7 protein-coding genes are annotated in these 6,685 nt (G+C 44.0%); 3 read left to right on the forward strand and 4 right to left on the reverse strand.

Annotated features, from left to right (window positions below):
* Positions 1-981, forward strand: a 981-nt coding sequence (locus tag IEY42_RS21230) for a hypothetical protein (protein ID WP_229780235.1), incomplete at its 5' end; no start/stop codon positions are given.
* A gap of 245 nt (positions 982-1,226) precedes the next feature.
* Positions 1,227-2,528, forward strand: coding sequence for an anaerobic C4-dicarboxylate transporter (locus IEY42_RS21235; RefSeq protein WP_188927190.1), 1,302 nt, complete (start codon positions 1,227-1,229; stop codon positions 2,526-2,528).
* A gap of 141 nt (positions 2,529-2,669) precedes the next feature.
* Here the strand turns inward: IEY42_RS21235 and IEY42_RS21240 are convergent, their stop codons facing one another.
* Positions 2,670-3,566 (reverse strand): LysR family transcriptional regulator, encoded by an 897-nt coding sequence (locus IEY42_RS21240; RefSeq protein WP_188927191.1) that lies wholly within the window; start codon positions 3,564-3,566, stop codon positions 2,670-2,672.
* Positions 3,567-3,675: 109 nt separating this feature from the next.
* On the opposite strand from IEY42_RS21240, the gene IEY42_RS21245 reads away from it, so the two are divergent.
* Positions 3,676-4,326 (forward strand): TetR/AcrR family transcriptional regulator, encoded by a 651-nt coding sequence (locus IEY42_RS21245; protein WP_188927192.1) that lies wholly within the window; start codon positions 3,676-3,678, stop codon positions 4,324-4,326.
* A 96-nt stretch (positions 4,327-4,422) separates the two neighbouring features.
* Here the strand turns inward: IEY42_RS21245 and gorA are convergent, their stop codons facing one another.
* The 3 genes from gorA to IEY42_RS22650 all read right to left on the reverse strand — a co-directional run bounded on the left by gorA (position 4,423) and on the right by IEY42_RS22650 (position 6,607).
* Entirely contained in the window at positions 4,423-5,778 is a 1,356-nt protein-coding gene (gorA, locus tag IEY42_RS21250; protein ID WP_188927193.1) for a glutathione-disulfide reductase, read from the reverse strand.
* An 88-nt stretch (positions 5,779-5,866) separates the two neighbouring features.
* On the reverse strand, positions 5,867-6,403 hold the full coding sequence (locus IEY42_RS21255) for a hypothetical protein (protein ID WP_188927194.1): 537 nt from the start codon (positions 6,401-6,403) through the stop codon (positions 5,867-5,869).
* 78 nt (positions 6,404-6,481) lie between these two features.
* Positions 6,482-6,607, reverse strand: a complete 126-nt coding sequence (locus tag IEY42_RS22650) for a hypothetical protein (protein WP_268244284.1) — start codon at positions 6,605-6,607, stop codon at positions 6,482-6,484.
* Between the last annotated feature and the right edge of the window lie 78 nt (positions 6,608-6,685).

Raw genomic sequence — 6,685 nt, forward strand, 5'->3', positions numbered from 1 at the left:
GGAGTGACGATTTCAGAGAAGAGATTATTTTCGGTACTGGTCAAAAAGTGTAATCAGCCCCTGGGTGATTGGGGGTTAGCATCTGAATATCGTTTTTATGATGGTTGGGAGGCATTACGTTATGGTTATGCTTTTTATGACTACTCACCAGAATGGCAAATTCAGTTTGGTATAAACCAGGTGCCTTTTGGTAACCCAGGATTTATTTCAAATAGTTTTTGGTTTGGCGTACCGTATTATTTAGGTTTTGAAGATGACTATGATACGGGTGTGAAAACCATCTACTCGAGCAATGGTTGGGGCACTGAGTTAGCATTTTATAAAAATGCTGAATACGGTGCCAGCCGTAATGAACGTTATTCAACCGATTTGTATAGCGGGACCGTTAACGGCACTGAATATTATAACGAAGAAACCAATCAATTAAATATTCGTCAAACCTACGAGATGGCATACGAAGGCGGCAAAACCGTCGTCGGTGGCTCATTTGAGATTGGCCAGATTTACAATAGCAACACAGGTAACAACGGCGATCGCTATGCCATTGCGTTGCATTTAGACAGCAGCTATAACGGTTGGAACTTGCAGCTTCAGGCAATGCAGTATGAATATGACGCTGCAGACTCTCTTGATGATAACAAAATTGCAGTAGCGGCTTATGCTTGGCAATACGAGATTGCCTCAAAAGCGCAAGCCTACAGTGTCAATGTGGCTAAAACCTTCACTACTAGCTGGGGCAGTGTCAAAGTGTACAACGACTTTGGCCTTGTGACGCCAGACGTAGACAATGACGATTACGATAACAGCTATCAAAATGTTACCGGTGTGGCATTATCATCTGGCCCTACCTATACCATGATTGATTTTATCACGGGTAAAAACATGTACGCTTCGACATTAGATAACGGCCATATCGGTCTGCCAGAAATTGGAGACGGTTGGGATTACCGTATCAATGTTAACTTTGGATACTATTTTTAAGCTTAAGTGCACAGACTCAAGTAAACCCTAGGTAAGTAAATGCCAATCGTTTGATTGGCATTTTTATTGATGCTCATTGACGATGGCTTAGCGATAATCCACTGAAACCCCCACTTGTTTTATTTCAATCCAGTAAATTGATCCACGTCTACATTCGTAAAACCACAACAGAGTAATATCCCGTCCTCTAAAACAGTTCTCCCTGTTATTGGTTCACACTACTTAGGATTTAAAAAGTTCACACTATGATGATAATTGAAATAATGATTGTGCTTGGGGCCATTTACCTCGGCGCAAGAATGGGCAGCATTGGGATTGGTTTTGCCGGCGGCGTTGGCGTGTTAATTCTCACTGTCGGCTTAGGGTTAACGCCTGGGGCGATCCCCATTGATGTCATGCTGATTATTATGTCAGTGATTACTGCCATTGCAGCAATGCAAGAGGCGGGCGGCATGGCGTATTTAGTCTCTATTGCTGAACGATTACTGCGTAAACACCCAAAATACATTACTTTTTTAGCTCCTATTGTCACCTACTTTATGACATTGTTTGCCGGCACAGGGCATACCGCATTTTCGACATTACCGGTAATTGCAGAGGTTGCTAAAGAGCAGGGTATCCGTCCTTCTCGGCCGTTATCGATTGCGGTAGTAGCCTCGCAAGTTGCGATTACCGCGTCACCTATTTCTGCCGCCGTGGTGTTTTTCTCAGGTATTTTAGAGCCTTTTGGTGTGGATTATTTGGTGCTGTTAGCTGTGTGTATTCCATCAACCTTTATTGCCTGTTTATTTGGCGCGCTCGTGGCTTCGTTATTGGGTAAACCGTTATCTGAAGATGCTATTTATCAACAACGGTTAGCCAGTGGTTTAGTGAAAACGCGAGGGGCAACTCTGGTGACTTTGTTACCCGGCGCTAAGCGTTCGGTGGTGATCTTTTTAGTCGCGATTATGGCGGTGATGTCATATGCCACTGCAATATCTGACAAAGTCGGTTTAATTAGCAGCCCAGTATTATCGCGCGATGTGGCCATTATGCTGTTTATGCTATCTGCTGCGGCGGCAATCACCTGGTTTTGTCGTTTAGATGCCAGCAAAATTTCAAATGCATCGACGTTTAAGTCGGGCATGTCGGCGTGTATTTGTGTGCTTGGGGTGGCCTGGCTTGGCGATACTTTTGTATCTAATCATATTGATGAAATTAAAGAGATTGCAGGCACTTTACTTCAAAACCAGCCTTGGTTGTTGTCGGTAGCGTTATTTTTTGCGTCAATGTTGTTGTATTCACAAGGAGCAACCACTAAAGCATTAATGCCAGCCGCGTTGGCGATTGGCGTGAGTCCGTTAACGGCTATTGCATCGTTTGCTGCGGTGAGTGCGTTATTTGTATTACCAACATACCCAACATTATTGGCAGCAGTAGAGATGGATGACACGGGCTCAACACGCATAGGCAAAGCGGTGTTTAATCATCCGTTTCTTATTCCGGGAGTGGTCACCATTACCATGAGTGTCGTACTGGCATTTTTGTTTGGCAGCGTAATGTTGTAAGCGGTTGATTTAATTAGAGGTTGATATGAAATTGTTGGTTATTGTTACTGTGTCAGCAGCATAATGACACAGTAAGACTTTTGCTAGAGAAGTGATATTTGAGTAATAACCAACAATGTGCAGCAAAACAATCCTAAGCGTTTAACTGGCCTTAACCATGTTCAATATGGGCTTGTCCAGTTGATAACCTTTGTGCTCAACATTGGTTTTAATTAGGTCTATTAGCTGTTTAGTGGCATCGGTTTGGGTGTCAGGATTAAGGTATAACGACTCATTAAAAACGGGTAATGGTGGTAAACCATGCTCAAGTGGGTCTAATATCTGCATTTTGTCGTTAATTCTAAATTCGGCTACAGGGGCAACAACCAAGTCATTTTCAACTGCCATACACAGCGCTTGTGGCGATGGCGTTGACAGTAATACGTTAATAGGGCGCATCGATAACCGATGGTTAGCAAATACCTGTGCCCGTATTGGGCAGTTTTCAGGGTATAAGCCCATCGGAATGGTTTTACGTAGATGGGCGTTACCGCCTGCTGCTGCAACCCATTTAAAGCGTCGAGTAAACAACAATTCACCATTAACCGGTAATTGCCAATGCGTAGCAACAATTACGTCAAACTCACCCTGATGTAACCGCTTGTATAAGTTACCACTTACATCAGTGTCTATGACTAATTCAATACAGGTAAACTCACGAATAAACTCTAATAAGCAGCTGTTTAGGTAGCATTTAATAAAGTCTGTTGGCACACCAAGGCGGATAACTTCACGGTTGTGACACTCTTTTAATTCATCGAGTGCCTGTGAGTTAAGTTGGATCATTTTGTAGGCATAGCTAAGTAAGGTTTCACCTGACTCAGTTAAGGTGACACCTTTGTTGTCTCTAATGAGCAAAGATTGGCCGACACTTTCTTCAAGTTTTTTAACTTGCAGGCTAAGTGTTGATTGGGTTCGGCAAATTTTATCGGCCGCTTTTGATAAGTTACCTGATTCAGCAACAGCGATAAAACTCTCTAACAATTCAATCTTTAACATAGGCTATTGAATAAGTTCATAGTGGTATCAGTATTACTCAATATAGGGTACTAACAAAGCTTGCTATGATGTAAATGTGAAGTTGCAGAGATTTTTATTGGAGTCTGTTATGAGTAGCTGGGAAAAACGCGGTAACTATTTGATTGAGGTGTCACAACGTTGTTTAAAAGGTCACAAGACCTTTGATTTGTGTCGCTCACATTTAGTGCAAGCTAGCCAAATATCCAAAGGCACCATCTATAATCATTTCACCTCTGAAGCCGATTTGATTGTCGCGGTTGCCTGTGCTGATTACCGCAACTGGTTAGCGCAAGCTGAACAAGACACACAACAATACAGCGACCCTTATTTACGCTATATATTTCATCATTGTCAGCGCTTGTACAACATCTTATCTGAGCAATCTTTTGTTATCGCTAGGGTCATTCCTAATGAAGCCGTTATATCTCAAGCCAGTGATTATTATCGTGAACGCTTTGAACGTGTGAGCTCGCAATATAAGCAATGGAATACACAGGTGCTCGCTGAGATAGGTGAAATTAGAGGGTTTGATCGTGGAGAGTTACTTTGCGATTATTTACGCGGCGCGATGATTAATAGCGATGATGCGCAAAAGCATTATAACGATGCCGAAATGTACTATCAGTTTAGCTTTGGTATGACCCAGTTAATGGGCCACTCACACAAACGCTCTCCCGGAATAAAAGTGTTTTTACAATGGTTACAAGATAAAGAAGCCAGCAAAGTACTTTCTTCATAAACGCGCTATGCATTAGTAGATTTTCTGCAACAAAAAAAGCCGTGTTAATCCTAACACGGCTTTTAATCGCTTAACTTAAGCTCAGGTTAGCTTGCTTTATCGCATGGTCACAAATTCTTCAGCGCCAGTAGGGTGAATTGCCACAACTGAGTCGAAGTCTGCTTTGGTTGCGCCCATTTTCATCGCCACACCAAAGCCTTGGAGTATTTCGTCCATGCCAAAACCGATACCATGAACGCCGACAACCACTTCGTTTTCGCCGGCACAGACTAGCTTCATCTTGCACGCCTGACGATGGCTGGTTACCGCGGTGTACATCGAGGTAAAAGTAGAGCTATAAACCTTGATGTTGTCCAGGCCATATTTCTCAGCAGCTTCAGGTTCGGTTAATCCCATAGTGCCAATCACTGGGTGGCTAAAGACAACCGTAGGAATTAAGCTGTAATCCATTTTTGCGTTAGGCATATTGCCAAATAAACGCTCTGACAATAAACGACCGGCTTTAATGGCAACAGGGGTCAGCTCAACACCGCCCGCCATAATATCGCCTACACAATAAATACCTTTTGCAGTGGTATTTTGCTGTTCGTCAGTTATCACATAACCATTAGCATCAAGCTGTACATCGGTATGTTCTAAACCAATATTAGCCGTTGAGGGTGAGCGGCCAATCGCCCAAATCAGGCAGTCAATCGTTAAGCTTTCACCGTTTTCAAGGGCTAGGGTTAAGCTGCCATCAACATTTTTGCTAACTGACTTTGGCACGCTGTGAGTGTGTAATGTTGGGCCATCGGCAGCCATCGCTTCCACTAACCCGTCAATTAAAATAGGGTCAAAATTACGTAGTGGTGCATGTTTGCGGACCAACAAATGGGTTTCGCTGCCAAGTGCGTGTAATACACCGGCAACTTCTACAGCAATATAACCAGCGCCAACCACAGCCACGCGTTTTGGTTGCTCACGCAGCTCAAAGAAGCCGTCTGAGTCGATACCGTATTCGGCACCAGGGATATCTGGGAACGTGGGTGCGCCACCAGTGGCTACAACAATATGATCAGCCGTGTAATGCTCGCCATTCACTTCAATGGTGTTGTTGTTCACAAAGCGGCCGTAACCATTAATTAACGTTACTTTATTGTTTTCAAAGCCACGGCCATAAGCCGCATGAATACGACTAATATAGGCTTCGCGGTTATCAACTAAGGTGTTCCAGTCGAATTTATTAACGGTGACATCAAAACCATAATCTTTGGCGTATAAATTCATGGCTTCTGCGACGTGAGCGCCATACCACATGACTTTTTTAGGTACACAGCCTACGTTAACGCAAGTGCCGCCAACGTGCTTTGCTTCAATAACAAGTACTTTTGCGCCACGCATTGCGGCACGGTTTGCTGAGGCGATACCGCCACTACCTGCGCCAAGCGCGATATAGTCAAAATGTTGAGCCATGATGTTCTCCAATACAATTAATGCGCCCATTGTAGGGGGGATTGAGTTTGCAATCTAGTCGTTAAATATACACACGCGGTCGATCTGCTTAGCGCTTATATTGGCATGCACCTCGGTCAACGCTATTAGGGCCGCTGCTTGCACACTTAAGACAGTCCCATTCAGCTTCTCTAATATCGATTTCATCTTGGTAATGACTAAATTGACTGTGTTGAGTTTGGCGTTGCTTGTTTTTGAGGTGTTTTATGCGGTTGTTAAGCCAGCGGCAATTTGGGTCATCTGCCATTGTGATGTTGGCTTGGCGCGATGAAGATGTGGCTTGATGGGTGGCATCGATATGTTGCTGTAAGCTGGGTTTAAGGTAGATGTCGTCGGCTCGATACTCTAGGGCCGAACGAGTGTCGTCAGGCAGTTCAATCACATTCCCCTGGCTGTCAATGGCAGATTGTTGCGGTAAATCTTTGGCGTTGTCATTATTAAGCTGAGTGCTGTTATTGAAGGGTTTTGTGGTTAATTTACTGTGGTTTAACTGACTGAATTCGGCAGCAAAAATTATCGAACTGGGTAATAGCGTCGTTAGCAACACGCCACAAAATGCGGCATGTTGCACAGGGCGGGTCAGCATGTGCGGTCCTTGCGTGGTGATATATTGACCACTTAGTGTAGTCGCACAGTGCTAAAACGCGAGCCAATCACTACAGGATTAAAAGCCCCAACTCACCGCTATACCGGCATAGGTTTCGTCAAGACTGCCTTGCTGGCCGTCTGCCGCGGCTTGCTGTTTAATATCTTCTAGTGCAATGCTGTGGCTAATATGGGTCGCAAACATCAGGTTTTCACTAAATTACCTGAGCTTCGGATAAGAAATTAGCTCCCCAAAGGAACTAAATGCTCGTTCCTTGATCCG

The organism is Shewanella algicola (assembly GCF_014648035.1).
Lineage (GTDB): Bacteria > Pseudomonadota > Gammaproteobacteria > Enterobacterales > Shewanellaceae > Shewanella > Shewanella algicola.